Source organism: Parabacteroides caecihominis (assembly GCF_023656785.1).
Taxonomy (GTDB): Bacteria; Bacteroidota; Bacteroidia; order Bacteroidales; family Tannerellaceae; genus Parabacteroides; species Parabacteroides segnis.
The window spans coordinates 143,339-170,014 of sequence record NZ_JAMOKS010000005.1 but is presented as its reverse complement, the minus strand read 5'-3'; the positions used below and the strand labels follow the sequence as shown (position 1 = coordinate 170,014).

Sequence of the window (26,676 nt, the reverse complement as noted above, 5' to 3'; positions counted from 1 at the left end):
CAGTGCAAAAGTAGTAGTTTATATTTAATTTCCTAACATGTGTGTGCGAAAACATTTGTACAAAATGGAATTAAAACGAACATATTTTGTTTCTATTGTCAATCACCGATCTATTTCAGAAGTCAGCAATGATATTTGCAAATGGTTGTATCCAGCATTGAGTACTGTTTTCTTTTCATGTTCGATCCATATAGAAAGGGGTTTTATGGCAAAGTCGCGGGCCATTGGGTCCTGTAATTCTTCTTGTTCTGGTAAACAAGACTGATATTCTTTTCCGGGATCGGTGATTTCGTCTATCCGTAACGAAGCGATCTCATCGGGGGATAAGCAAACTTTCTTTTCCCATTTTTTACCGGTAAAGGTTTCCTGTACAAGACCATTGGTGTTTGTATATGTGATTATAAGTTTGCGTGCAGATAGTGTATGTACGGCAACATGGTAAATAATACAAAACGGCTCTTTCTCTCTTTTTTCTTTGCTGGTCCAAAACACCAGCAAAGATAGGGCTAATGCCATTAAAAGTAATGTGTATATTTTATTCATAACAATTCTTTATGCAAAAGACTGCATATAATTTTGAAAGGCTGTAGTTGTTTTACTTGTAAAGATTCAGCTGTTGGCTTGTATTTTACAATTTCATACAAGGAGAAAAAATATCGGATGTTCTGTTATATCCTTGTATCTTCATCAGAATATGGAGATTTGTTTATATATTTGTTTCATTCTTAAATTAAGATATATAACATGGAAACTGAAAATGTAAAGGATAGTAGAGTTCATCAGGGTGCTAATGTCGGTAAGATACGCCGATATGAAGGTATGAAACAGATAACGTTAGCTAATGAATTGGGTGTTAGCCAGCAGTTCGTCTCCCAGTTGGAACAACAAAAAGTAATAGGAAAAGATTATATGGAAAAAATTGCGTCTATCCTGAAAGTGGCACCCGAAGTTATTGAAAATATGGAAGAGACGCCGATTTCTGTAGTTATTGAGAATAATAATTTTGAGAATGGAAGCAATAATAGTGGAATAGGTTATGTTAATGAGAATGAGGTGAATGATAATAGGATAATTCATCCCGTTGAAAAAATTATCGAACTGACCAAAGAAAATGCATCCCTATATGAACGTATGATGGCAAATGAAAAAGAAAAGGTTGCCTTACTTGAAAAGCTATTGAACGAAAAGAAATAATAGCCTATGTTTTTCAGTGATTAGGAAGAGAAAAGTAAGGAAGCAAAGATGCTATCGAAAAATCTCGTTTAAAACGGACTTCAAGTTCATTTAAAACGGGTAAAATCTCGTTTAAAACGAACCTTAACCCCGTTTAAAACGAAATTTGGCTCGTTTTAAACGAGAATTCCCCCTTATTTTGAATTGATCCAAGTCAGTTTATGCCAGATACTTTCCAACGGACCTTGTTTATGTCCTTTCAACCACCATTTACAGAAACTTACCTGCAACAGGAACAGGATGAAACCGATCAGCAGGCTGACGGTATATCCGCAATAAGGAGCCAGGTATAAACCGAACGGGAAATAGATGATTGCTCCCATTATGGATTGGGAGATATAGTTTGTCAAGCTCATCTTTCCGTAGAAACGTAATGAGGTAGTCAGCTTCTTGAATGATTCTTTCTGATATAATAAAACGAAAGAGGCAACCAGTACAACTGTGAAGGCAAACTTTTGCCACATATCCAGAATTACACCTACCGTATTTTTAGTCATTGCTACATCGCCGTTATCGTATAACATGACCTTCAACTGGTAGAGCGGACCGAATACAATCGCAGAAATGATCAGGGCTTTTACCCAGAAGCGGGTATTCGTGTCGGAAGTAACAAATAATTGCTTTCTGCCGATAAGCAATCCGAGCATGAACAGGCCGGCTGTTTGCAGGAAGCGACCGGCACCGATTGCCCAGAACAGGCTGGCCTTTTGTCCGAGTGTCACGTTGCCGAGAATGAATTTCCAGAAATCACCTTCTTTAGTGTAAGCGGCTACTTCGCCGTACATCTCTCCGACGCCCAGATTCGGTAACGTATATTCAGGATTGAACAGGCTGGCAACATAATGGAACCATTCGACAGGCTGCAATAAAAGAATGATTGCCGTGATAAGGACCGCTTTATCACTCCATTTACGTACCAGAAAAAGGAATATTCCCACTACGCAGAACAACAGTAACACATCACCTGCCGGGAAGAAGGCGGCATTCAATGTGGCAAAACCTACCAGCAGAAGCAATCGCCAGAGGAAACGGTAACCGAAGTCTTTCCCTTTTTTCTGTTGGTTGGTATATTGGATATAAAATGTAAAGCCGAATAATAAAGCAAAAATAGCGTATGCTTTTCCGGCGAACAGCGAGAAGGTGACGCTGAAGACGCCTTCATTCAGAATGTTCAGCCATTCCGGTTGGCTAGCCGCATCCGGATATACCGGAAAGATAAAATGTTCCAGGTTATGAACCAGAATAATTGCCAGAACGGCAAAGCCTCGTAAAGCATCTACCACCTCGATACGGGGGATTTTGGAAGTTGGAGTTTGTTGCATGTCGATTATTTTTTTTTGTTTAATAAATTCTTTACCAATTTGTTTGCCGGCTTTTCAAAATAATAATATGACAGCAGGCTTAGTCCGGTCACGATAATTAATATGACGGGTATCCCCAGTTGATACGGGATATGGAGATCGTAGCTACGGATTATCCAGTTATATCCTTCTATTATGAAGAGATGTATCAGGTAAAAACTGAAACTGATTTCACCTCCAATGACAAGATATTTATTGGATAAAAGACGTGATATATATCCTTTCTGATGTGCAAAAACATACAGCAACAGACTGATAGGCAACCAGTAATAACAGGAATAACGAAATACTTTGGGAATATATTCTCCCGCCGGCAGATAAAAAAGAAGGAAAAGCAGGACAACCGCTGTTTCGTAGACCGAGGCCTGTTTATAAGTCCATTCTTTCTGTTTGAATTTATCATACAGGTGGAACAATAGCATTCCGATCAGAAAATCCGGTAAACGGGTAAGCGGATTTACATACCATATCGCTTTTATATCTTGATCCATTGTGAAATACATAGCTATTGGGATCGCTATAACCAGAACTCCGGCAAGGTAAAGAATCCGGTTCTTTTTGCCCAGGCATCCGATAATAAAAGGAAACAGGAAATAAAATAATTGTTCGCATCCCAAACTCCATGACGGGCTGTTGAATGAAAAGAAATAATCGGCAGCAGGTATAAACGGTTGGAGAAGAAACAGATTGGCAACAAAATGTTTGATCCAGTCAATAAGATCACTCGATATATATCCACCCACACAAACCGATATGCCAAGTGTCAATAAATGAAGCGGATAGATGCGTGCGATACGAGCCACCCAAAATTCCCGCAAGGTAGACTTTTGTTCAAGAAGCCTGTCGCGATAGGTATAAGCGATAATGAATCCGCTAAGAATAAAAAAGAAGTTTACACCCACAAATCCTTCTTTATAGAACAAATGGTCGAAATAGGGATCGATAGTGTAAAGATGTGCTCCGAAAACCATTAATGCAAATAAAAAACGGAGCGATGTCAATGGGCTTATCATGGTAAAAGTCTGTTATTTGCTGCAAAGGTAACGAATTAAAGTAAAATCTTTTTTCACATAGATCAAAATCGGAGGGAAGAATGTAACTTCTCATTTCTCAACCGGCTCAGATTTTGTTGTGTCATACCCAAGAAAGAAGCGATATGTCCGAGGTTTGCTCTCGAAAGCAGGTCGGGTTGTTCATCGATCAACTTCTCATATCGCTCTTTGGCGGTAAGGTAGAGGCGGTCAATATGAATCTGGTCTATTTGTAATAAACATTCTTGGTGGATTACACGTGACCAGTTAGCTATTTCGATATTCTTCTGATACAAGGCATTGAGTTCGTTGATAGGTATGGAATAGAATAGGGAGTCTTCCAATATCTCTACATATTCATATCCGGGTTTGTTGTGGTATAGGTCTTTCATGGCAAAGGTTATATCCCCTTCCCTGGAAAACCATATGGTGACTTCTTTTCCGTTGAGGATGCAATATGACCGGCAGAATCCTTTTTCTATGAAATAGACATGGCGATCCAATACTCCTCCTTTAATCAATAAATGCTTTTTAGGTAAAAACAACGGAGTAAAATGCCCGGTCAGTTCAGCTATTGATTCGTCCGATACCGGGTAAAACTTTCTGATGCTGTTGATTATATTATTATATCCTTGATCCATTGGTCTAAATTTTGTGTAAAAATAGCAATATATCTTGTTGGTTTGACATTTGATACTTTTTTTGAAACGTGAACTGGTTTACAGTAGTGATGCTATTATCATATTGCCACAACAAATCATTGATATAATAGGGTAAATGTTGTTTGTCAAAATGTCAAATTAACCTTGTTGCCAGTGTGCTGTATGTGTCCTTGTTCAGGTGTGTTCTTTTTTATTGCTCTTATGAGCGATATTTGTATATCTTTATGTCGGATTTTGCTCGTTACGCTTGTTTTTTTGTTCGCATTGTGCTGATATTGCTGGATATTGATATTGAATATGAACTATCTGTGTGAATGTGCTATTTGAATCTGATGCAATATTTGTCTCCGTCTGGAAAAATAACCTGTTGTAAAACATGTGTTTTGAGGGTAAAAAGACTCTGAAAAGAGGTCTCTTCGACCTAATTTAACAAAAATTTTCTTTTAAATAAATCCCCAATTCATTTAAAATGAAAAAAATCTCGTTTTAAACGAACTTGCAATTTATTTAAAACGGTGATTTGAATTTGGCTCTGATGAATTAAATGTTAAATATTGTATAGCAGGTTCCTCTGTTTTGGTTGTCTTGCGTAATATTGCTGATATGAAAATGTTTATAAATGAATCAATTTGATAGATTATTGATGTTAAATGCATCAAATTGAAAAAGTGGGTATGGGGATTCATTTATTATATACTTGTCGTAATATATCCCGAATGATGACTGACGTCTACTAGTCAATCTATATTATTTTTTGAAATTACCATAGGGTAATTTTAATGTGATTTCAAACCGCTACTTTTGTCCCGGGAATTTAAAAATCAAGTTATGAAACAATTTATTTTTCTGTTTTTGGCAATTATGCTGGAAGTGGTAGGTACAAGTGGTCTGAAAGCATCCGAGCAGTTTTCGAAGCTGCTTCCTTCGGTAATTACAGTTGTGGCATATGTCTGTGCCTTTTATTTTCTGGGATTGACATTGAAGACACTTCCTGTCGGCATTGCTTATGCTATCTGGTCGGGAGTGGGTATCGTCTTAATATCCGTTATTGGTCTGATATTTTTTAAGCAGTCGCTGGATTTACCTGCAATCCTGGGATTAGGATTGATCATTGCAGGTGTTATTGTTATTAATATTTTCTCAAAAACCGTATCGCATTAAAGTGAAATAGAAAATATGTAACCGTTAATTATGTTTGAAATTTATATGTTGTGAATTTTTAGAAGGAAGAGTGATCTTATCTGGTGTAACCTATTGACCTATGCGAAGAAACCTTGATTATCTCTGTTTATATGAATTAGTGTGATGGTTGTAAGATGATTTAAGTTCTGAAAGAACTCTGTTTTTTCTTCGCAAATATATTGAAATATTTATTTAATCGTGATATAATTATGTAAAAATATCATATTCTAATTCAATTTTAACAAACAAAGCTGATGTGTGCGTAAAAATCACTATAAAAGAGTTAGAAATTTCATACTACATCTTACTATTTTTTACTCAATGAAATAAAAACCAGTTTTTGAATGGAAATATGAGAATGGGGTGACAGAGTTCTTTCAGAACTTATATAAATAATGACAAGCAAATGACTATGAAAAGTGCGCCCAGTTCTATTGTCTGAGAGTGAATGTTTCTACTTACCTGTAAGACTGCCGCCCTTTTTATAAAAGATGTATTCTTTAAATTATAACTTTATGCTGAAAAAAACTAAGTTAGTAAGTCTAATTTTGCTATCGGGAGCCTTAGCAGTTCCTGTTGGTGCTTTTGCTGAGATTGCACCTGAAAAGCAAAGTGTTAGCGTTTCCCAGCAAAGCGGGAAAGTTAGTGGTGTGGTAGAAGATGCCTTAGGTCCTATTACCGGAGCTACTGTACTAGTGAAAGGAACTACAAATGGAAATGTTACCGATATGGATGGTAACTTTACATTGGAAAATGTGAAAAAGGGTGATGTCATTCAGATCTCCTACATTGGATTTGTTACGCAGGAAATCACCTACACGGGACAAACAGCCTTGAAGATTGTACTGAAAGAAGATTCCAAAGCCTTGGATGAAGTGGTGGTGGTTGGTTATGCTACTGTGAAAAAAGCCAATTTGACCGGTGCCGTGTCTGCAATAGATAGTAAGGTCCTCGAAGATCGTCCTATCGTCAATCTGGGACAAGGTTTGCAGGGGGCCATTCCTAACTTGAATGTGACGACCAGTGGCCGCCCGGGTACAGGTTCTTCTTTCAACATTCGTGGTACGACGGCCTTAAGCGGTAGTAGTCCGTTGGTATTGGTAGATGGTGTGGAGATGGATCCAAACTTGATTAATCCTCAGGACGTAAAATCAGTATCTGTATTGAAGGATGCCGCTTCTGCTGCTATTTACGGTACACGTGCTGCTTACGGTGTTGTACTTATCACGACTAAAGGGGGACGGAAAGATCAGCCGACGCAGGTTTCTTTTGATGCATCCGTTTCTTTTAACGGTCCGACTACCCGTCCTACTTATATGAATTCTATGGAATGGGTGAACTGGATGAATACGGCAGAATATAACACCTCCGGGCGTGAGCTTTATTCGCAGTTTGATGCTGAATTTATGGAGCATGTCCAAGCGTACTATAACGATCCTGTTAATAATTCTCCTGTTTATATCTCTTCAAATCCTAATTTAAGTAAGAACGGTACCAAATATACGTATAGTGGTAACACTAACTGGATGGAAGAGTTGTATAAGAAAAGTTATCCGGTGCAGAATTATGGCGTGAATATCAGTGGCGGTACTAAGAAAGCCACTTATTATACTTCTTTGGGGTATTTGAACCAGGGTTCTTTGTTGAAGTTTGGTAATGAGGAATTCAAGAAGTTTAATATCATGAATAATATTAATTATGATGTTAATAACTGGTTGCACTTATCGATGAAGACAACTTATAACCGTACGAACCTGTCCGGTTTGAATCAGGATAACGTTCATGGCGACAACTTTATGGGAGGTGATACTCGTCCGATCATGCCGGTTAAGCATCCGGACGGCAATTGGTCTGGCCAGGGTGATTTTACCAATTTCCCGGCTATCCTTTCGAATGGTGGTCGTAAGACAGACAAGAATGACTTCTGGAATACTGTTGCACTGAAGTTAACGCCGATAGAAGGTATGACTGTTAATATGGATTATACATTCAATTATTATGCTGAGCATAATAAATTTCATATGAAATCATTTAACGAATACGGTGCGGACGGACAATTCCTTCAGACATTCGCCTGGACAAACCCGAACTCTGTTGCCGAATCACAAAAGAATGATACATATAATGCATTTAATTTCTTTGGGGATTATGAAAAGACATTGGATCAGCATTATTTTAAAGTGATGCTCGGTTTTAATCAGGAGAGTAAACATACACGCAGCTTTAGTGCCAGTCGTGAAAGTTTGATTGCGAATGATATACCTTCGATGAATGCTGCTACCGGAGAAAAATATGTTAGTAATGGTGAGGATTCCTGGGCTACCCGTAGCGGTTTCTTCCGTGTGAACTATGCATTTGCCGATCGTTATTTGATCGAATTTAACGGGCGTTACGACCTTTCTTCCAAATTTCCGAAACATGACCGTTCCGCTTTTAATCCCTCTTTTTCTGTGGGATGGAAATTGTCAGAAGAAGCCTGGTTTAAAAGCATGACAAATAGTTTCTTTGATGAATTGAAGTTAAGAGGTTCTTACGGTAGTCTGGGTAACCAGGCATTGGATAACGGTTGGTATGCTTACTTATCCAATTATGGAACCGGTCAGATCGGTTGGATTATGGGAAGTAACCAGCCGCAGGCTGTTGCACCGGGTGGTCTGGTGAGCCAGTCCATCACTTGGGAAACTGTTACTCAATGGAATATCGGTCTTGACTTCAACTTGCTGAACAGCCGTTTGAAGGGGGCATTCGACTATTACCAGAGACGTACGTCTGATATTCTTTCTGCAGGTAAAATCTTACCGGGAGTTTTAGGTGCTAACGAGCCTCTGGAAAATGCGGCAGAGTCACTGACGAAAGGTTGGGAATTCGAAATAAGTTGGAATGATCAGTTGCCTAATGGTTTACATTATAACATCGGTTTTAACTTATCTGATTATCAGAGTGAAGTGACAAAGTTTGACAATATAGAACGAAGCCTGAGCAATTCTTATGTAGGTCAGAAACAAGGTGAAATTTGGGGATATGAAACAGCGGGATTATTCCAGAGTCCGGAGGAAGTAGCTGGTGCACCCACTCAGGATAAAGTATCCGGTGGTATTCAGTTGATACCGGGTGATATTCGTTTTGCTGATCTGGATGGTAATGGAGTTATCGATTGGGGTGACAACACCGTTGATAATCCGGGTGATAAAAAGATAATCGGTAACTCGACTCCACGTTTCCATTATGGTATTAATCTGGGAGCAGACTGGAAAGGCGTAGACTTCTCCGTATTCTTCCAGGGGGTGGCTAAACGCGACATTATGATGCCGGGACTGCCTTTCCGTAATGGTTATTCCAGCGAATGGAATGTTCCTTCCGGTTATAATACGGATTATTGGTCAAAAGACAATACAGGTGCTTTGTTCCCTGTTCCTCGCTTTAACGGCGGTTCGGCTATGGGACAGAACCAGACTCGTTATTTGTTGAACGCTGCTTATTGCCGTTTGAAATCATTGAGTGTGGGCTATACGTTGCCGAAAGAATTTACATCTAAGTTTTCTATTGAAAAATTACGTGTTTATTTTACAGGAGAAAATCTCTTTACAATTTCAAATACTCCTGAAGGATTCGATCCGGAATTGGATGACCCCTATAAGTATCCGATGCAACGCGCTTGCTCTTTCGGTTTAAATCTAACTTTCTAAAAATAAAGGATTATGAAACAAAAAATATTATATATAGGTGTGGCTGCCGTACTCTCATTAACGGCATGTAACGACTCATTTTTGGAACGCTCTCCACAGAGTATCAATGATAAAACATTCTGGAATACACCGAGTGATCTGGAAGCTTATGTGAACAATTTTTATGGTTGGCTACCTAGTGGCGTGACTTCTATTGCCGACGGGGAAAGTGACGATCAGGTGCCTAACGGTATCGCGCAGTATTTTTGGGGACAGTTTACTACACCTACACCAGAAGCATCTTCCTGGTGTAACTGGAGTAAAGGGGCATGGAGTCCGATTCGCCTGACCAATTATTTTATGACACATTATCAGACAGTGGTCGGTTCGGAAGCGGATATAAATAAATATGTAGGTGAAAATCGTTTTTTCAGGGCTTTCCAGTATGCCGGATTAATGAGAACTTTTGGTGATCTTCCCTGGATTGACAAAGAACTGGGTACTGATTCTCCGGAATTATATGATCCGAAACTTAAACGTTATGAGATAATGGATAAAATCATAGAAGACTTTGATTTTGCCATTCAGTGGTTACCCGAAAAACCGGCAGCCGGACGTATCGGAAAAGATGTGGCCCGTCATTTGAAAGCCAGAACTTGTTTGCATGAAGCTACTTATTACAGATACCACACCGAACTGGGGTGGCAGGACAAGGCTGAACGTCTTTTGAAGATGGCGGTCGACGAAACCGATGCGATAATAAATAGTGGCCGGTATGAAATTTATAATACGGGAAAACCTGAAAAAGATTATTATGAAATGTTCGTCATGGAAGATAAGACTAATCTTAAGGAAGCGATTCTTTCGGTAACTTTTTTGGATGGGAAGAGAAAACATGGTATGAGCCGTACTTTATGGGAAGCTAATACCGGTTTTTCCAAAAATTTCGTAGAAGGCTATTTGTGTAAGGATGGAAAGCCTATCTCTTTAAGTACCTATTATAAAGGAGATGAAAATATGCGTAACGAAACGACTGATCGGGATCCCCGATTGAAACAGACTATTCTTTCCTGGGATTTTCCGACTCGTGTTACTTTGTCGACAAATGACAGTACGTTTATAGAAGAGGAATCTAAGTTTATCGACCAGTATTGCTATACTGGCTATAAGTCGATCAAATATTTTATTCCGACCGATAAAGCATTTGAAGCGAATAATAATACGTATGATGGAATAGCTTATCGCTATGCCGAAACTTTGTTGATAAATGCTGAGGCAAAAGCTGAATTAGGTACAATCTCACAGGCGGATCTCGATAAAACGATCAATGTGCTGCGTGACCGTGTTGGTATGCCTCATTTGACAATTAACGTTGGTTTTACCGATCCGAACTGGACAAAGTGGGGATATGACCTTTCACCGTTATTGCAGGAAATCCGTCGTGAACGACGTGTCGAACTTGCTGGTGAAGGATTCCGCTGGGATGACCTGATGCGTTGGAAAGCCGGAAAGATATGCGATAATGTAAAAACGTATGTGGGTAAGCGCCAACCGGAAAAAGGTGGTAAATATGCGATTGTATATCCTAATTATACGAATGAGGATTATTCTTATGAAGCCGGAAAGAGCCGTACATGGGATGATCGTTTATATTTGCGTCCGATTCCTACGGCAGAACTTCAACGAAATCCTGGTTTGCTTCCTCAGAATCCGGGATGGGATAAATAATAGTAAAAGGGGCTGTGTCATGCAGCCCCTTTTTGTCTCTTTTAAATCATGAAAATACTATGAATGCAAGTAATATATTAATTGTTGGCCTTTGTGTCTGCACATTCTTGTCTTGCAAGGAAGTGGCCCCGCCTGCTCCCGTCTTGCCTGTTCCGACTCCGGAACAAGTTGCCTGGCAGAAAATGGAAAACTATGCTTTTGTACATTTCGGACTGAATACGTTCAACGATCTGGAATGGGGATATGGGAATACGCCTGCCGGAACATTCAATCCGACTGACCTGGATTGCGAACAGTGGGTGCGTGTCATTAAGGCGGCCGGACTGAAAGGGGTGATACTGACTGCCAAACATCATGACGGCTTCTGTCTGTGGCCTACAAAAACGATCGATTATAATATTTCAAATTCTCCCTATAAAGACGGAAAGGGTGATATGGTCCGTGAACTGTCGGATGCCTGTAAGAAATACGGACTGAAATTCGGCCTTTATCTCTCTCCCTGGGATCGTCATAATGCCGAGTATGGACGGGAAGGTTATCAAAAAACTTATCATGAACAGATTAACGAACTGACCTCTAATTACGGTCCGCTGTTCGAATTCTGGTTCGACGGGGCGAATGGCGGAAACGGGTGGTACGGCGGTACCGACGAAAGCCGTTCTATTAACCCGAAAGAATATTACGGCTATGAGACGGCCCGCGAAATGATTAAATCCAAGCATCCGGGTGCCATGATCTTTGGTGGAACCGTTCCGGATATCCGCTGGATCGGTAATGAGTCGGGCTGGGCGGGCGAAACGAACTGGGCTCCTTATTCATACGATAAAGAAGAACATTACAGTCAGGCCCAGTGGGGAATGAAAGACGGTGATAAATGGCTGCCGGGAGAATGCGATGTCTCTATCCGTCCGGGATGGTTTTATCATCATCGCGAAGACCATCAGGTCCGTACCGTTCCTAACCTGGTGGATCTTTATTATCGCAGTGTCGGTCATAATGCCAATTTTCTGTTGAATTTCCCGGTAGCTTTGAGCGGACAGATTCATCCGGTCGATTCGGCACGTGCTGTCGACTGGTATCACACCATCACGGCAGACTTGAAAGATAATTTACTGAAAGATATCAAACCGAAAGCCAGTGAAACCCGTGGTGGAACGTATAATGCAGGCAATGTAACAGATGGTAACTGGGATTCCTATTGGGCTACCTCTGATGGCGTGACAACCGGGACATTGACATTCCCGTTACCTGCCGGAACTTCTCTGAACCGTGTGCTGATACAGGAATATATCCCGTTGGGGCAACGTGTCTGTGCTTTTATGTTGGAAGTAGAGAAAGACGGGAAATGGATGCCTGTTGAAACTGCCGATACGCTTTCGACGATCGGGTATAAACGTATCGTTCGTTTTAAAACAACTCCGGCGGATGTCCTCCGTATAAGTTTTACAGAATCGAAAGGTCCGTTGTGTATCAATAATGTGGAGGCTTTCCTGGCCCCTCCGTTGTTGGAACAGCCCTATATTATGCGTAATGCCAAAAACGAAGTACGCATCGGAACAGAAAGTGAAGGTGCCGATATTTATTATACGACGGATGGAACGGAACCGACTGCCCAATCAATAAAATATGAAGCTCCGTTCATATTGGATACAAAAGCTATGATAAAAACTGTCACTTATGATCCCCAATCGGGTAAAACAGGACCTGTCGGCATGCGGTATTTTGATCTGCCTGCTACAGCTTATAAAGTCCTAAGCCCAATGGATGACCGTACGGCCCAGATTTTCGATGGGAACGGCTATTCGACTTATTATCTGCCGGAAAATAAAAAAGAACTGGTGATCGAACTGGCGGAGCCACATACGATCAAGGGTTTTGTTTATACTCCGAATCAGGGACGTGATACGAATGGTCATATTTCCGATTATCAATTGTTGATAGATGGTAAAGTGGTCGCTTCCGGTGAATTCTCGAATATCAAAAACAATCCTATTGAACAGGAAATACATTTTGCACCAGTAAAAGGACAAAAACTGGTTTTTAAGGCAACACGAATAGTGGATAATGCTAAACGTGTTGGAATTGCTGAATTTTCTGTGCTTACAGAAGATTGAGATATTCAACATAATTGATGGTGACAGCAAGGGCCTGTGAAGGTCTTTGCTGTCTTTAATAGAGAGTGTAATAACACATTTGTATAATTTAATAATAAAGAGAAATGAAAAAGAGAGTATTAAAAGTCGTAGCCGTTTTGGCGGTAGCTTTAATGGCAGTGTGGAATGTAGGGCTGAATGAGACAAAGATCTTGTTTGGAAATCTTTTTAACTTGGAATCAATGGCTAAGATGGAAACTATTTGTCTAGGTGAAGGTAGTAGAAATACTGGGACTTGTAAAAAGAATATTCCTGAAGATGGTGGTTCTTCTTGTGTTAAACCTGGTTATTGGGATAGTGAAAATTGTTTTAGTACAGCTGCTTATGAATTTCCAGATTGATATTTAATTAATATGAGGGTATTTGAAGTCATTGTTTGTGAACTAAGAGTCTTGTTATAAAAAAAAGATTTTGTATGCCCTCAAATATTTTTATTGGAATGATATTTATATTACAAAATTATATGAGAAAAATCTTTTGTTTTTTTATTAGTTTACTTCTTTTTTCTTGTGCTGAAAAAAGTGTGAAAAATAAATATTATGGAAAGTTTGACAATAATTGTTCAATACAAATTTTAGGTAAGAAAGATATTATAATAGATGAAAACTTTTCCCCAACATCAATGTATATACAATATATTGATCATACAAATGAATTATCAATATATAATGCTCATGATAATTCTGTATATTTCTTTGATTATGATCAAGGTATAATGAGTCGAAAAAAACAATTTAGTTTGGAAGGAAGTAAAGGAGTAGGTTTGATTCAAGGATATGATTATGTAAATGAGGATAGTCTGTTTGTCTATAATGTCAATACAGAATTTGTTTGTTTGTTAAATTCACACTTGGAGATTATATGGAAAAGGCGTTTGAATATAGATGAATTACAAAGTATGGATTTTATTCCATCTTTTCCTTATCTTCAGACAAATAGCCCCATGAAATATATAAGTCATAAATTAGTATTTGGAGGTATGGGAACTGCAGAGACGACGGCAGAAACCTCTACGAACCGTCCGGTTACTACAATATATGATTTTCAGGAAGATTCTGTGAAATTTGCTAATAACTATCCGGAGCAGTATCAAAAATATAATTGGGGAGGAGGCTTTTATAGAATGCCTTATTTTGATGTGAATGAAGAGGAAAATAATATGATTATTAGTTTTCCTCAGGATCATTATTTGTATGTATATTCATTGCAAAATAATATGCAGAGTAAATATTACGCTGGTAGTAATTTGATAAAAGAAATAAAAGCATATGATGAGAAAAAAGATTTGAGAACAAATAATAATGAAGATCGAGTACGAGATTGGTTTTTTTCTATTCCTACTTATAGAAGTATATTGTATGATAAATATAGAAATCTTTATTATAGGTTTGCATGTTTGCCAAAGACTGAGAAACTGCGAAAATTTGTATCCGGAACTCAGCCTGTTATTGTGATTGTTTTAGATAAAGACTTTAATTATTTAGGTGAAGGTATGTTACCCGACGATATTGATATGCGTTACACAAATAGTTTTGTGACAAAGGATGGCTTAAATATACAAGTCGTTAATGATAATGAAGATTTAATGACATTTTATCAATTTAAAATTGAAATCAATGAATAAAGCTATAATTTATATTTTAGGATTTTTACTACTTGCAGCTTGTCAACCTCGGAGTTTTGAGCAAGCTGTAAAAAGGAGTTTTGATAATTATCTTGATTCAACTACAGTGAACTGTCAGTATATCATGTTGATACCTAATTCTGGTTGTACAGGCTGTATTTCAGATGCAGAGTATTTTTTTAAAGAGTATAATGATAAAAATGAAATATTGTTCATATTTACTCATGTAATATCTAATAAAGATTTACGTATCCGTTTGGGTAAAGAAAATGTACGACGGGAGAATGTATTGATAGATAAGGATGATAATTTTTATTTTGAAGAATATCAGGAGTCAATCTATCCCATAGTGGCGGTAATAAAGAACAAAAAAGTTGTTGCACTAAAAGATCATACCTTTTTGCGAGAGAAATATCCTCCCAAAGAATAATCTATAGGCTGTGAATATGAAATGTTGTTTGTTCTTCTTTTTTTGTTATTTGTTCTATTCTTGTTTGAGTTTTGAAGACAAGCAATTGGAGTATGCATTAAATTTTGCTGGGGATAATCGAAATGAGTTGGAGAAAGTATTGGAGCACTATGCTTCGGATCCAGAGAAACTGGAATCCGCTCGGTTTCTGATTCGGAATATGCCTCGCTATTATGGATATGAAGGATGGAGGCTGGATTCTATCCAAAAAGTCTTAGCTGTTGCTGAACAAGAACAGTTTGTTACTGATTCTGCTATTAGTAAATGGACAAAAGTTTCTCCTTATTTATTACCGAAGGTATATGATGCTCATGTTATTACGGCAGATTACCTGATAGAGAATATAGATTTGTCTTTTAAGGTTTGGAAAGGTAGCCTTTGGAACAGAAATCTATCGTTCGATGATTTCTGTGAATTGATATTGCCATATCGGATAGGCGACGAGCCGTTAAGCCGTTGGCGAACGAATTATTTCAAAAAATATATATCTTGCCTTGACTCTTTGAAGGGTTGTGTGAATCCACTAGTTGTTTGTAATGTGTTGGCGAAAGAATTAAGCGAGAAAGAGTTTTTTTATTTGACCGATTTCGATATGCCTCGGCTGAGTGCTAAGTTTTTATTTAATCATAGGGTTGGATATTGTCGTGAGATGTGTGATGTCGCTATCTATGCAATGAGGGCATGTGGTATTCCGGTTGCGACTGATATGTTTGTTTGTTCACCGGAGTATCAAGGAAGTCACCAATGGACTGTGGTTAGGGATTCGACCGGCTATTTTTATCCTTTTTGGATAACCTGGTATGAGATCGCCGGGAATATGAAAGACGATGGTCGGAAAAAAGGGAAGGTATATCGTGAGTGTTTCGGAATGCAGCAGGAACCGATTTCCGGCATAACTAATTATGAAAATCTTCCGGTGCTGTTTAAAAATCGTTTTATTAAAGATGTAACTGATAATTATATTGGTAAAAATGAGCTTACAATAAATGTTGATGTCGAAAACCGGTATATTTATTTAGGTGTATTTAGCTCCAAGGGATGGATTCCTATCGATATGGGAAGGAACAGTGGAGGTAAAGTCGTGTTTAAAAACGTGGAACCGAATCTTATTTATCAGCCTTTATATTCGGATGGAAAAACACACTTGGAGGCAGGCCTTCCTTTTTTGTATGCTTCAGGGGAGGTCAGTTATTTTAGACCGGATACTCAGAAGAAAGAGAAGGTCGCTCTTACCCGCAAAATGTCATTGATAAAAAATATCAAGGCTTTCTTGTATAGAAGTATCGTAGGAGTCGAAATTGAAGGATCTAAAAACTTGTCTTTCGACAACCCGAAGGAACTGTTAACATTAAAAGACACCTTATCTTCCAATTATAATGAATTTTTGACACAGGATACTTCGGGGATTCGGTATATCCGTTATAATTCGGCACCAGATCAGTTTATAGAATTGGCAGAGATTGCTTTTTTTGAGGATATGACAGGACAGAAAGAAATACCTGTTAAAGTGGTGAATAAATTGAAACCTCTTTATCCTGAGAATTCTATGGATAAGTTGAATGATAAGGATATATTATCTTATTTTGAATCTGCGGATACCACTTGCCATATCTTATTTGACTTAGGTAAGCTTGCTTCTGTTAAAAAAATATTGATTTGTCCTCGTAATGACGATAATTATGTGTGTCCGGGCGATGAATATGAGTTATTTTATAATGATGGAATAAAAGGTTGGATATCTTTGGGAAAGCAGATAGCTGAAGATAGAACATTATATTATGAAGTACCGGAAAATGCTTTATTTTGGTTACGGAATTTGACAAAAGGAAAAGAAGAACAAGTCTTTTTCTGTAGAAACGGACATCCCTATTTTGTAACAGATATTCCGGAAATTAAAATAGATGCTACTGAAAAGTATCCATACAATATGGATGCTTCTCAGTAGCGGTTGTGATTTAATTAAGCCTCTGTCCTAAACCTGCATATGTCGTCGACCGAGACGACTGTCATCCCGTGTTTTTCTGCAAAATCAATGATTTCCGGCATGCGTGCCATTGTCCCGTCTTCATTTGTCAGTTCGCATAAAACGGCTGTGTCTCCCAGGCCGGCGAGTTTCACCAGGTCTACGCTTCCTTCGGTATGGCCCCTTCGTTCTAAAACGCCGTTATCTCTGGCTTGCAGGGGGAAAACATGTCCCGGATGGGATAAGTCCTCCGGTTTGGCACCTTGGGCAATTGCCGTTTTTATCGTTTGTATCCTGTCGGCAGCCGAGACTCCGGTGGTTACACCCTCTTTGGCTTCTATCGAGATGGTGAATGCTGTCTGGTTCTTACTGGTGTTGTCGTCTACCATCTGATGCAAACCGAGTGATCTGCATTTTTCGGAAGTGAGGCAAAGGCATACGATGCCGCTGCATTCACGGATCATCAAAGCCATGTCTTTTACTGTCATCTTTTCTGCGGAATAGATAATATCTCCTTCGTTTTCCCTGTTCTCGTCATCGACCAGCAGAATACCTTTTCCTGCCTGTAAACAGCTGATCGCCTTTTCTACGCGTTCTTTGTAGTCAACACCGAAATTTTTGATCGTTTTCATTTTCAAACCCTGTAATTTAAGTAGTTGTTAAATAGTTAGCATATTGCAGCAGGGCAGGAGGGAATACTATATACAACACTTCTCCTGCATAATGACTATGCCGGTAGAATTGTCGTACTATCGTTATTGTCTTCTTCTCTCATCCAGACTTTAACTGTCGGTCCCGGATTTTCACCAGGTCAGTCCTCTGTTTTGCAGAGGAGTCGCGGACTGTCACCGCCGGTAGGGAGTTACACCCTGCCCCGAAGAATACTGGTCACAAAAATAGAAAGAATTAGGAAAACAAACAGGATAAACAGATTAAAAGTGCAATTCTGAAAACAATAATTATATTTGTAGAAATATTAATCAATAAAATATCATGGGACACAATTGTAGCAAATGCCCGATACGGGCGAAATTTGAAAAAAATCCACGGTCATTATTAGGTCGTTTCTGGCGTTGGCACATTGATTATTGTCCGGGTTGGAAAGCCTATTTTACATCGTTGGACGCGGATGAGCAACAGCTATTGCGTAATAAGTATAACTTCAAGAAATATGAGTAAGATGCTCACCGATATCCGTTTGCGAAGTCAGCAATTAGTTCGTCCGGAATTTAAAGATCCCAAGGATTTGGTTTCCTGGATGGGAGCTGTCCAGGCACAAGAGTATAGAATGGTTAAGTGGGCGCTGGGAATACGGCTGAAATCAGCTACATTACAGACAATTAACGATGCGTATCAGCGGGGAGATATTCTGCGGACTCATGTGATGCGTCCCACCTGGCATCTGGTAGCGGCGGAAGATATCCGTTGGATGCTGAAGTTGTCATCGCAACGGATCATAGCTGCGTGCAACTCCTTTGCTAAAGGTAACGGAGTGGATATTCCTGAAAGAACCTACACCAAAGCGAATGATTTGTTTGAAAAGGTATTGGAGGGTAATAACCATCTTACAAAACAAGAACTGGAGGATGAGATTGTGAAGGCTGGTATTATGCCTGATTCTCCTAAATTAGGTTATCTTTTCACACGGGCAGAACAGGAAGGTATTATATGCAGCGGAGCAGATAGAAAAGAAAAGGCGACTTATGCTCTATTGGAAGAACGTGCTCCTAAGGTTAAAGAATTACATAAGGAGGAAGCATTGGCTTTGCTTGCTAGAAAATATTTCAGAAGTCATTCGCCGGCCAGCCTGAGTGATTTTGTCTGGTGGTCAGGCTTACCTGTGGCAGAGGCACGTCAGGCAATTGCTGCAATCGACGGTGAATTGAATAAAGAGAAATTTGCCTCGCAGGAATTGTTTCTCCATCAGCAGTGGGACAAAAAGTTCAGGACTAGCGATGTATTACATTTTATGCCTCCTTTTGATGAATATCTCATCAGTTACAAAGATCGTACCGCTGTGATGGATAAAGAACACCATCCGAAAGCCTTTAATAATTTCGGAATATTCTATCCGGTCATTTTATATAACGGGCAGATTGTCGGTAACTGGAAAAAAGTGGAAAGGAAAAGCGGTATGACGTTTGATACGTCCTTCTTTGTCGAATGTCCGGATTTGGATAAAGAGTTATTGGAAAAGGCAGGGGATAGGTATAAGACTTTTATGGGTAAATCTGTTAAGTAATAAAATAGTTTATCTGTTTATTTCCGGTCTTCAGTCATTTGTTTCCCGGTTTCAGTAAATCCTTTTGGCTGGGAGTCCTGTACCCTTCATACTTTTGCGAAAATTTGAAAACGCAATATGAAGGTGAACGCTCATTCAGTTTTATTTATTAGTCTACTTGTCCTGCTCTCTGCCTGTAAGGGGAAAGAGACCCGGGAAGAACATGGTATGGTGGTTAATACGGCAGAAGCAAAAGCTGTTTCTGAAGTAACCAATCAGGAATTTCCATTTATTGCACAGCCTCGTCGTACTTCGGAACTCTCTTTCCGGGTGGGTGGCCCAATCGATCGTTTTGATGTATATGCCGGTAATTCCTATAAACGGGGAGATATTATTGCCGAAATAGATCCGCGCGATTTTCATATCCGCCGTGAACGTGCTGAAGCCGTTTATAATCAGGCAAAGGCAGAGTTTGAAAGAATACAGGTGTTGTATGAAAAGGATAATCTTTCCGCCAGTGCCTACGAAAAGGCAAAAGCCGACTATACCTCTGCTAAGACCGCTTTTAATATGGCGGTGAACGAATTGGAAGATACCCGATTGATTGCTCCTTTCAACGGTTATGTGGGAGAGGTCTATATTGAAAAATACCAGGATGTGAAAGCCACACAACCGGTGTTGTCTTTTATTGATATAGATCAGTTGAAGATTGAAATATATGTAACCCAGTCGATTGCAGCGGCGGCCCGTTCGCTGGATGCAATCGAACTACGTTTTGACACTGATCCGGATACACTCTATAAGGCCCGTGTTATAGAGATTTCAAAGGGAACGACCCGTAATAATCTCTCTTATTTATTAACAGCCCTGTTACCTAATGAGGACGGTGGATTGCTGGCTGGTATGTCCGGTAAAGCATTGCTGGATATCCTTCCGACAGATAATGCAGTTGGTATTTCCATTCCGCAGTCAGCTTTGTGCCACCGTCCTTCCGTAGGTGATTATGTCTGGATTGTCGATCCGGAGAGCCAGGTGGTTAGCCGGCGTTCGGTACAGGTAGAAAAGTTATTGCCTGACGGAAAGGTAAAGATATGTGCCGGATTGAAATTGAATGAAACTGTCGCGGTTAGCGGACTTCGTTTCCTGTCTGACGGAATGAAAGTAGTAATCTCTGAATCCGGAAGACAATGAAGCTGGTAAAATTCTTTTTGCAGAAAAAGGCTGTTACAGTCTTGCTGTTGGTGCTGGTGCTTGCCGGTGGCCTGTTCTCGTACTGGAAGATGGGAAAATTGGAGGATGCTCCGTTTACTATTAAACAGGCCTTAGTCCTGACTCCGTATCCGGGAGCTTCTCCTTCGGAAGTTCAGTCGCAGGTTACCGATATACTGGAAGAATCAATCCAGTCGCTAGGTGAATTATATTACCTGAAAACGGAAAACCGGGCCGGCCTTTCTAAAATAACGGTATATGTGAAGAAAGAAACCCGCGCCGACGAGATGCAGCAACTTTGGGATAAATTGCGCCGTAAGGTTGGTGATGTGCAGGGTAAGCTCCCGGCAGGGGCGGGGACGTCTATCGTAAATGATGATTTCGGGGATGTTTTGGGCGTGTTCTATGGCTTGACCGGCAACGGGCATTCTTACCGGGAATTGGAAGATCAGGCGAAACTGATCAAGAATGACCTCTTGAAAGTAAAAGATGTTGCAAAAGTTGAAATTTACGGAGTCCGCACGCCGACGATAGATGTGCTGGTCACTCCTTCAGTCATGGCACGCAGCGGAATTACTTCTGCCGATATAGCCCGGACTTTCCAGGCACAAAGTAAGATGGTGGATGCCGGAGGAATAGATGCCGGGGTAAACCGTATCCGGGTCGAGTCGACCGGTAATTTCTATTCACTGGACGATATACGTGATCTGACTATTGTCTCCCGGACTGGTGAACATTTCCGGTTGGGTGATATAGCCCGGATAGAAGAAAGTTATCAGACACCGGTTTCCAATATGATGCGGATAAACGGCAGTCCGGCAGTGGGTATTGCTGTTTCCACTATTCCGACCGGGAATGTGGTGGATATGGCCGAAGCTGTAAAGGAGCGGGTAGACTGGTTTTCCGGAAATATGCCCGCAGGTTATGAGCTCACCTCTATTTATGATCAGGGATATGAATCGGCTGTGGCTAATGACGGATTTATCCTGAATCTGATTATCTCTGTGGTGACGGTTGTTGCCATTCTGTTATTTTTTATAGGATTCAAGAATGGTATCCTGGTGGGGAGCGGGTTGATTTTCTCTATTTTTGCAACGCTGATTGTAATGATGGCAAATGGTATCGCCCTGCAACGTATGTCGTTGGCAGCTATTATTATTGCAATGGGGATGCTGGTCGATAATGCAATCGTCGTATCTGATTCGGCGCTGGTCAATATGCAACGGGGAATGCGCAAGCGGGTGGCTATCATGCGTGCCTGTTCATCTACGGCTATGCCGTTACTGGCGGCTACAGTGATTGCGATTCTGACATTTCTTCCCATTTATTATTCACCACATATAACGGGTGAATTACTTTCTTCTTTGGTGGTCGTGATCGGAGTCTCCCTGATGTTCAGCTGGATATTTGCTTTGATGCAGACACCGTTCTTTATCCAGGAGTTTGCACGTCGTCCACGGCCGGATGAATTGAAAGGTGAGTTATTCTCCGGTAAATATTATAATCTTTTCCGTTCTTCCTTGCATTGGGTAATCCGATACAGATATGTAACGGTTGCCGGGTTGGTGGGATTGTTGTTTCTTTCAGCCTGGAGTTTTAAATATATCCCGAAAGTTTTTGTACCGGCTTTGGATAAACAGTATTTTACATTGGACATGTGGCTGCCTGAAGGAACGAATATAGAGGAAACAGACCGGATTGCAAGTAATATGGCCGATTATATCAACAAGCATGAGGAAACGGAGATGGTGTCGACCTATATCGGACGTACTCCCCCGCGCTATTATCTGTCGAATGTTTCGTTCGGGCCACAGCCGAACTATGCTCAACTGCTGGTGAAATGCCGTACATCGAAGGAGTCGCGGAAGTTACATGCTTTATTGCAGGATTCCATCCGGTTAGTCTATCCTGAGCCATTGATCAAAGTAAATAAGTTTGAACTGAGTCCATTGACGGAAGCGGTTATTGAAGCCCGGTTCCTGGGGCCGGATCCAGCAGTACTCGATTCGCTTGCTGGGGAAGCTATAACCATTATGCGTCGTAATCCGAAAGTGGTTGATGCTCGTAATGAATGGGGGAATATGGCATTGATGCTACGTCCGGTATATGACCCTGTGAAAGCAGGTGCATTAGGTATAACAAAAGCGGCAATGATGGAGTCGGTTCAGTCTATCAATGATGGTATGCCTATCGGAATATACCGGGATAATGAAAAGAAAGTCCCTGTCTTGTTGAAATCAGAAGGCGTAGATATTACCGACAGCCGTTCACTGGGTGATTTCTCGGTTTGGAACGGGGAACGCTCTGCGCCACTGTCACAGGTGACAGAACGGATCGAGACGACCTGGGAATTTCCTCAGATACGGACCTATAACCGCCAGTTGTCTATGGCCGCTATGTGTGGTGTGAAATCCGGTCATACGATGGCGGAAGTCCATAGTGAGATACGTGGTGAAATTGAAAAGATCTGTTTGCCGGAAGGTTATACTTTCTTTTGGGATTCACAGTTCAAAGATCAGGGAGAAGCCATGCAGGCGATTGCCAAATATTTCCCGTTGGCATTTCTGATGCTGTTCGTTATACTGGTGGCATTGTTTAATAATTTCCGGCAACCGGTGATTATCTTGTGTGTGCTTCCGTTGTCGTTAATCGGAGTTGCAATCGGTATGTTGCTGACCGGGTTTGATTTTGGCTTTTTCCCGATTGCCGGATGGCTGGGATTGCTCGGTATGATCATAAAGAATGTGATCGTTCTGATCGACGAAATAAATGTACAGCGGCGTAATGGCACGGGACCTTATACGGCTGTCATAGAGGCTACGGTTTCACGTACGCGTCCGGTTCTGATGGCAGCAACTACGACTATTTTGGGAATGGTCCCCTTGTTATTCGATGTGGCTTTCGGAGGGATGGCGGCAACGATTATCTTCGGGCTGACTTTTGCCACATTGTTGACTCTATTTGTCACACCTACGCTCTACGTAATGTTTTATAAGGTAAAAAAAGAGAATCATGTATAAATCATTCATAATTATATATTTTTTATTTTCTGCCTTTTCTGTATCTTCCCAGCAGAGTCGTCTGCTGGAGAAGTACAGGCAGATGGCAGTATCTTACAACCATGATTTGAAAGCTGCGGATAAGAATATCTCTGCCAGTATTGAATTGGAGAAATCTGCTAAAGCCGATTTGAAACCGAAATTATCCGGAAATACTAATTTTCAGTATACGGGAAATCCGTTACAGTTGACGTTGGATTTACCGTCGATGGAAAACCCGATGACCTTTGAAGGTAAAAATTTGAAGTACGGGGCTTCGCTTACATTGTTGCAACCGGTTTATACCGGCGGCCGTATCCTTGAAACAATCCGTATGGCCAAACATCAACAAGCAATGGCTACGCATCAGGAGGAACTGTTTCGTTCGGCAGTTTGTTATCAGACTGATATGCAGTATTGGAATACGGTAGCACGTGCTGAAATAGTGGAGGTGTCGACCGAGTATCGTAATTCTATCGCTTCGTTGGCCCGGACAATCCGGGAACGAGTGGAGGTCGGACTGGTCGATCCTCAGGACCAGTTGATGGCGGAAGTGAAATTGAACGAAGCAGATTATCAGTTGTTACAAGCTAAAAGTAATCTGGAAACTGGATTAATGGCTCTAAACTCATTGATTGGGATTGAACTACATACTGCGACAGAAATTGACTCTGTAATTCCTCCGGTAGTTATCCCGGACGAAATCAAACAATCGGATGTATCCGATCGGCCGGAACTGAAAATTGCCTACGATCAGATACGTATAGCTGAAAGTTCGTTGAAGTTGGCGGATTCTAAATATAAACCTCAATTATATATAGGGATAGACGGTAGCTATTCTTCACCCGGTTATGACCTTCGCTCCGATCTTGATCCTAACTATGCCGTGTATGCGAAACTGTCTGTTCCACTTTTTGAATGGGGAAAACGTAAAAATGAGAAACGTGCTTCTTCCCACCGTATCGGTATGGCGCAAGATAATCTGAACCAGGTCACAGACAATGTGAATCTGGAAGTACAAACAGCCCGCGTTTCTTTGTCGCAAGCATTGGAGCGGGTCAGCCTGACCGGTAGTTCGTTGGAGAAAGCACGCGAAAATGAACAGAAAGCCCTGGAACGATACGCAGAAGGAAAGGTGTCGGTTGTAGAGGTGATCGAAGCCCAAACCTATCGTCAGAATTCTCAACTGAATTATGTACAAGCTAAAGTTTCTGCGCAGGGACATTATTCGGAATTAATAAAAGCGTTGAATAGATACTGATCATTTAAAAATATTGTAGTTTTGCTTTTATGAAATGGGATACCTTGCTATATGGTCTATTGTTTTCGGGATTGGGAGCGTTTTCCTATCTTCTGTTAGTCAATTATACGGATTTGTCTGACCGGGTTGCGGATATCCTTTATTCACAGGGGGCTTTTATTTATTTTATTGCCGCTTTTAATGTATTGGGTTATTCCATGCTCCGGTTGAGTTTGTGGATAAATACGCAATATGCCCTGAATATTCGTCGGCGTTGGAAGTTAACGCTGATGTATTTGGGAGGAATGTTGCTTTTCCTGCTGCTGAATTATGGTTTACTGGTGGTTGGTAAAGTGTTGGCAGGGACTTCCGAGCCGCTTATCTTTCCCAACGGAGGCTGGCGTCTTCTGATCGTAGTATGGCTGGTTGAATTGGTTATCCTGGGATTGTTGCTGGCGAACCGTTCGATGCAACATACGATGAGGTTGCAGCAGGAAGCGGCAGAATTGCAGAAAGAAAATAATACGGCACGTTATACCGCTTTGCAGAACCAGTTGAATCCCCATTTTCTGTTTAATAGCCTGAATACGCTGATAGCCGAAATTGAATACAGTCCGGCGGATGCAATTTATTTCACCAAACATTTATCCAGTGTTTATCGGTATGTTCTGCAATCTCAGGATAAGACGTTGGTGACATTGGCTGAGGAACTGGAGTTCATGCGTTCTTATCTTTTCTTACATGAAGTGCGATTGGGTAATTGCATCAGTTGTGAATATGCCATTCCGGATGAATATAACGATTCCATGTTGCCTCCGCTGACTTTACAGTTGCTGGTTGAAAATGTGATTAAGCACAATTCTATTACGATGAATAAGCCGATGAAAATTCATATCGGAATAGAGAATGAACGGCTGGTTATAACGAATCCGATACATCCCAAAAAGAATCATGTTTCTTCCGGAGTCGGATTGCAGAATCTTTCAAAACGTTGCAAGTTGATGTTGGGAGAAGAGATTGAAGTTGAAAAGCAAGAATATTTATTTGTTGTAAAAGTGCCTTTGTATGAATAAATTACAGGTCGTTATTATAGAAGATGAAGTACCGGCAGCCCGTCTGTTGCATTTGATGGTAGCCCGGTTACGTCCCGAGTGGGAGATTACTGTTCTGCCGGGGAGTGTCGATGAGGCGGTAGCCTGGTTCGGAGAGCATCCGCATCCGGATATTATCTTTCTGGATATACAGCTGGCTGATGGGAATGCCTTTGATTTCTTATCGGTCGTTCATCCGAAATCTGTTATTATATTCACTACGGCCTATGACCAGTATGCCATTCGCGCATTTACCGTCAACAGTATTGATTATATCCTGAAACCGGTCGACGAGACCCGTTTACTGGATGCAATCATAAAATATGAAACCATGCAGGGTACTGCAAACGGATTACCGGATGATTATCTGAGCACATTGCTCGATACGCTTCAGCATAAGGAAAAACGTTTTCGTACCCGTTTTCTTATTTCGGGTGTCGACCGTTTCTGGTCTTTACAGGTGGATGATATCGCCTATTTCTATTCGGAGAATAAAGTCACTTTTGCCGTCACCCGTAATGCACAGGAGTATATCATCGACCTTTCGCTAAACAAACTGTCCGACCAACTGGACCCGGACCGATTCTTTCGTGCAAACCGGCAAATAATCGTCTGTATCGATGCCATCGACCATGCTGAACCTTATTTCAATGGGAAATTGGTTGTCGCCCTCCGCCCTCCTTATAAGAATAAGGTAACCATCAGTGAAGAGAAATTGTCCTCTTTTAAGTTATGGCTTAACTTCTGATACAGGATGGGAGACTTTTATTCTTATATTTGTCCCCAGTCAGGAAAAATAGAAGAAT

General features: G+C 40.6%; 21 protein-coding genes and 1 riboswitch. Of the genes, 16 read left to right on the top strand and 5 right to left on the bottom strand.

Annotated features, from left to right (window positions below; translation table 11 throughout):
- Positions 1–102: 102 nt before the first annotated feature.
- Positions 103–543, bottom strand: a complete 441-nt coding sequence (locus NBH14_RS05580; RefSeq protein ID WP_128135036.1) for a hypothetical protein — start codon at positions 541–543, stop codon at positions 103–105.
- 201 nt (positions 544–744) lie between these two features.
- Between NBH14_RS05580 and NBH14_RS05575 the strand changes: the two genes are divergently transcribed.
- Positions 745–1,194 carry a helix-turn-helix domain-containing protein gene (locus tag NBH14_RS05575; protein ID WP_128135035.1) on the top strand — a complete coding sequence of 150 codons (450 nt, stop codon included), beginning with the start codon at positions 745–747 and terminating at the stop codon, positions 1,192–1,194.
- A 173-nt stretch (positions 1,195–1,367) separates the two neighbouring features.
- On the opposite strand, the gene NBH14_RS05570 is transcribed toward NBH14_RS05575, so the two are convergent.
- The 3 genes from NBH14_RS05570 to NBH14_RS05560 all read right to left on the bottom strand — a co-directional run bounded on the left by NBH14_RS05570 (position 1,368) and on the right by NBH14_RS05560 (position 4,266).
- Positions 1,368–2,555: a DUF418 domain-containing protein gene (locus NBH14_RS05570; protein ID WP_186958650.1), complete on the bottom strand. Its 1,188-nt coding sequence runs from the start codon at positions 2,553–2,555 to the stop codon at positions 1,368–1,370.
- A gap of 5 nt (positions 2,556–2,560) precedes the next feature.
- Complete coding sequence (locus NBH14_RS05565) at positions 2,561–3,607, bottom strand: acyltransferase family protein (RefSeq protein ID WP_186958649.1); 1,047 nt, start codon at positions 3,605–3,607, stop codon at positions 2,561–2,563.
- 62 nt (positions 3,608–3,669) lie between these two features.
- Positions 3,670–4,266 (bottom strand): Crp/Fnr family transcriptional regulator, encoded by a 597-nt coding sequence (locus tag NBH14_RS05560; protein WP_186958648.1) that lies wholly within the window; start codon positions 4,264–4,266, stop codon positions 3,670–3,672.
- A gap of 849 nt (positions 4,267–5,115) precedes the next feature.
- Here NBH14_RS05560 and NBH14_RS05555 point away from each other — a divergent pair.
- From NBH14_RS05555 to NBH14_RS05520, 8 genes are all read left to right on the top strand, one after another.
- Positions 5,116–5,448, top strand: coding sequence for a DMT family transporter (locus NBH14_RS05555; RefSeq protein WP_186958647.1), 333 nt, complete (start codon positions 5,116–5,118; stop codon positions 5,446–5,448).
- Positions 5,449–5,984: 536 nt separating this feature from the next.
- The gene (locus tag NBH14_RS05550) at positions 5,985–9,155 is read left to right on the top strand and encodes a SusC/RagA family TonB-linked outer membrane protein (protein WP_186958646.1); all 3,171 of its coding nucleotides are present in this window, start codon (positions 5,985–5,987) and stop codon (positions 9,153–9,155) included.
- Positions 9,156–9,167: 12 nt separating this feature from the next.
- Entirely contained in the window at positions 9,168–10,862 is a 1,695-nt protein-coding gene (locus NBH14_RS05545; RefSeq protein ID WP_186958645.1) for a RagB/SusD family nutrient uptake outer membrane protein, read from the top strand.
- Positions 10,863–10,921: 59 nt separating this feature from the next.
- Positions 10,922–12,976 carry an alpha-L-fucosidase gene (locus NBH14_RS05540; RefSeq protein WP_186958644.1) on the top strand — a complete coding sequence of 685 codons (2,055 nt, stop codon included), beginning with the start codon at positions 10,922–10,924 and terminating at the stop codon, positions 12,974–12,976.
- Positions 12,977–13,080: 104 nt separating this feature from the next.
- Positions 13,081–13,356: a hypothetical protein gene (locus NBH14_RS05535; protein WP_186958643.1), complete on the top strand. Its 276-nt coding sequence runs from the start codon at positions 13,081–13,083 to the stop codon at positions 13,354–13,356.
- Between the two features lie 74 nt (positions 13,357–13,430).
- A complete protein-coding gene (locus NBH14_RS05530; RefSeq protein WP_186958642.1) occupies positions 13,431–14,639 on the top strand; it encodes a DUF4221 family protein in 1,209 nt (402 codons plus the stop codon).
- Positions 14,632–15,069 carry a hypothetical protein gene (locus tag NBH14_RS05525; RefSeq protein ID WP_186958641.1) on the top strand — a complete coding sequence of 146 codons (438 nt, stop codon included), beginning with the start codon at positions 14,632–14,634 and terminating at the stop codon, positions 15,067–15,069. The genes NBH14_RS05530 and NBH14_RS05525 overlap by 8 nt, the downstream gene beginning before the upstream one ends.
- A 16-nt stretch (positions 15,070–15,085) precedes the next feature.
- On the top strand, positions 15,086–17,053 hold the full coding sequence (locus NBH14_RS05520; RefSeq protein WP_186958640.1) for a hypothetical protein: 1,968 nt from the start codon (positions 15,086–15,088) through the stop codon (positions 17,051–17,053).
- 14 nt (positions 17,054–17,067) lie between these two features.
- Here the strand turns inward: NBH14_RS05520 and ribB are convergent, their stop codons facing one another.
- Entirely contained in the window at positions 17,068–17,703 is a 636-nt protein-coding gene (gene ribB, locus NBH14_RS05515; RefSeq protein ID WP_128135031.1) for a 3,4-dihydroxy-2-butanone-4-phosphate synthase, read from the bottom strand.
- A gap of 127 nt (positions 17,704–17,830) precedes the next feature.
- Positions 17,831–17,957, bottom strand: a riboswitch (FMN riboswitch).
- A 107-nt stretch (positions 17,958–18,064) separates the two neighbouring features.
- Between ribB and NBH14_RS05510 the strand changes: the two genes are divergently transcribed.
- The 7 genes from NBH14_RS05510 (at position 18,065) to NBH14_RS05480 (ending at position 26,618) form a co-directional block, all read left to right on the top strand.
- Positions 18,065–18,250: a hypothetical protein gene (locus NBH14_RS05510; RefSeq protein WP_010800915.1), complete on the top strand. Its 186-nt coding sequence runs from the start codon at positions 18,065–18,067 to the stop codon at positions 18,248–18,250.
- Positions 18,243–19,313 (top strand): winged helix DNA-binding domain-containing protein, encoded by a 1,071-nt coding sequence (locus NBH14_RS05505; RefSeq protein ID WP_186958639.1) that lies wholly within the window; start codon positions 18,243–18,245, stop codon positions 19,311–19,313. Before NBH14_RS05510 ends, NBH14_RS05505 begins: the two co-directional genes overlap by 8 nt.
- Before the next feature lie 117 nt (positions 19,314–19,430).
- Positions 19,431–20,483, top strand: coding sequence for an efflux RND transporter periplasmic adaptor subunit (locus NBH14_RS05500; protein WP_186958638.1), 1,053 nt, complete (start codon positions 19,431–19,433; stop codon positions 20,481–20,483).
- Positions 20,480–23,521, top strand: a complete 3,042-nt coding sequence (locus NBH14_RS05495) for an efflux RND transporter permease subunit (RefSeq protein ID WP_186958637.1) — start codon at positions 20,480–20,482, stop codon at positions 23,519–23,521. Before NBH14_RS05500 ends, NBH14_RS05495 begins: the two co-directional genes overlap by 4 nt.
- Entirely contained in the window at positions 23,514–24,800 is a 1,287-nt protein-coding gene (locus NBH14_RS05490; protein ID WP_186958636.1) for a TolC family protein, read from the top strand. Before NBH14_RS05495 ends, NBH14_RS05490 begins: the two co-directional genes overlap by 8 nt.
- Positions 24,801–24,829: 29 nt before the next feature.
- Positions 24,830–25,852, top strand: a complete 1,023-nt coding sequence (locus NBH14_RS05485) for a sensor histidine kinase (RefSeq protein WP_186958635.1) — start codon at positions 24,830–24,832, stop codon at positions 25,850–25,852.
- Positions 25,845–26,618, top strand: a complete 774-nt coding sequence (locus tag NBH14_RS05480) for a LytR/AlgR family response regulator transcription factor (RefSeq protein ID WP_186958634.1) — start codon at positions 25,845–25,847, stop codon at positions 26,616–26,618. The genes NBH14_RS05485 and NBH14_RS05480 overlap by 8 nt, the downstream gene beginning before the upstream one ends.
- Positions 26,619–26,676 lie beyond the last annotated feature (58 nt).